Raw genomic sequence first — 1,408 nt, forward strand, 5'->3', positions numbered from 1 at the left:
CTTTCTTATTTTTTCTAAAATCCTCTAATTTAATTAATCTTTGAGAAGCATCATGTTGAATTATAAATCTGAATTCATCTTGATCAATTTGAATATCTGTAGAATTATTACAGTCTGATCTATCAAATACAGGCAATATTAAACCTTCATTATCTAGACAATATATTTCATTTGAATTTGCTGTATTTGAAATTATTAAAAAAAAAGATGTAAAAAATATGACTAAAATTCTATTTGTCATAATTTATTATAACATATAAGCTTTTATTTTTATAGAAATACTGTCTAATAAAAAAAAATAATATGAAACTATTATTGGCAACATTGATCCTTTTTTTTACTGGACTCAACTATCACTCTAATGCGGAAGATCCAGATTTAAAAAAGATAGCAGATAAAAGAATTACTTCTACAAAAATGATTTTAACACCTCCATCAATAGCTAAAAAAAAGATTATCAAAGCAATAGAGGAAATTGAGCAATCTTGTTGTGAAGATAGTTTTTTAGAGAAAGAAAAAATTTTTAAAATTAGAAATAATTTACAAACTTGCATGGATAAAAAATGTTATAATTTTATGCTGCCACTTTATGTAGAAAAAAAACCTCCAGCGAAACTTGTTGCATTAAGAAACCTTAATATTCTTGAAGATTTATTGATTTCTCATGATAAACATAAATATGACAATTTGATTAATAAGTTAGACTCAAAAAAAAAAGAAAATATTGATAATGAAAAAAATATTAATGTAGTAAAAGAAAAATTAGCAACACTAGAAAAAGAAAATAAAAACTTAAAAAAAACAGTTGATAAAATGCTTTTAAATTATGAAAAGAAAATTTCAAAGCTTGAAGAAGAAAATAAAAACTTAACTGAAAATTTTAATATTGTTTTTGAAGCACATTCAAAAAATAAACAAAAAAAATTAGAAAAAGAGCTTAAATAAATTGAGAGAGCTTTTTAAGTCCTTTGTGTCTACCAATTTCACCACGAGGGCATTAATGAATTTCATGAGTGTTTATGCTAATATTTATAATTGAACAAGAGGAATAAGTAAATTTTTTTATTCTTTAACACTGCCAGCAGTCAAACCACTCACAAGATATTTTTCAAAATAGATAAATATAAAAAGCACAGGCAAAGTAACTATTACAGAGCCTGCCATTAAATATTGGCGAGGTGTTTCCGCATCACCACTTAAATACTGAATAGCTCTTGATAAAGTAAAAGATTTTGGGCTATCTAAAAACATTAAAGAAAAAAGAAATTCATTCCACGCAATCATAAAGACATATAGAGCGACAGAGGCAATAGCTGGTAAACTTAAAGGAATTATAATCTTTAATATTATGCCAAACCAATTCTGACCATCCATAATTCCTGCATCTTCAATTTCTTTTGGAATACTT

3 protein-coding genes are annotated in these 1,408 nt (G+C 25.1%); 1 reads left to right on the forward strand and 2 read right to left on the reverse strand.

Features of this window, described 5'->3' with window-relative positions:
- On the reverse strand, window positions 1-241 hold a 241-nt coding region (locus tag AMN95_RS02150; protein WP_143323756.1), incomplete at its 3' end, for a hypothetical protein.
- A 62-nt stretch (window positions 242-303) separates the two neighbouring features.
- Between AMN95_RS02150 and AMN95_RS02155 the strand changes: the two genes are divergently transcribed.
- A complete protein-coding gene (locus AMN95_RS02155) occupies window positions 304-945 on the forward strand; it encodes a hypothetical protein (protein ID WP_075522357.1) in 642 nt (213 codons plus the stop codon).
- Window positions 946-1,062: 117 nt separating this feature from the next.
- Here the strand turns inward: AMN95_RS02155 and AMN95_RS02160 are convergent.
- Window positions 1,063-1,408, reverse strand: a 346-nt coding sequence (locus AMN95_RS02160) for a carbohydrate ABC transporter permease (RefSeq protein ID WP_143323757.1), incomplete at its 5' end; no start/stop codon positions are given.

This window comes from Candidatus Pelagibacter communis (genome assembly GCF_001180185.1).
Classification (GTDB): domain Bacteria; phylum Pseudomonadota; class Alphaproteobacteria; order Pelagibacterales; family Pelagibacteraceae; genus Pelagibacter; species Pelagibacter ubique_F.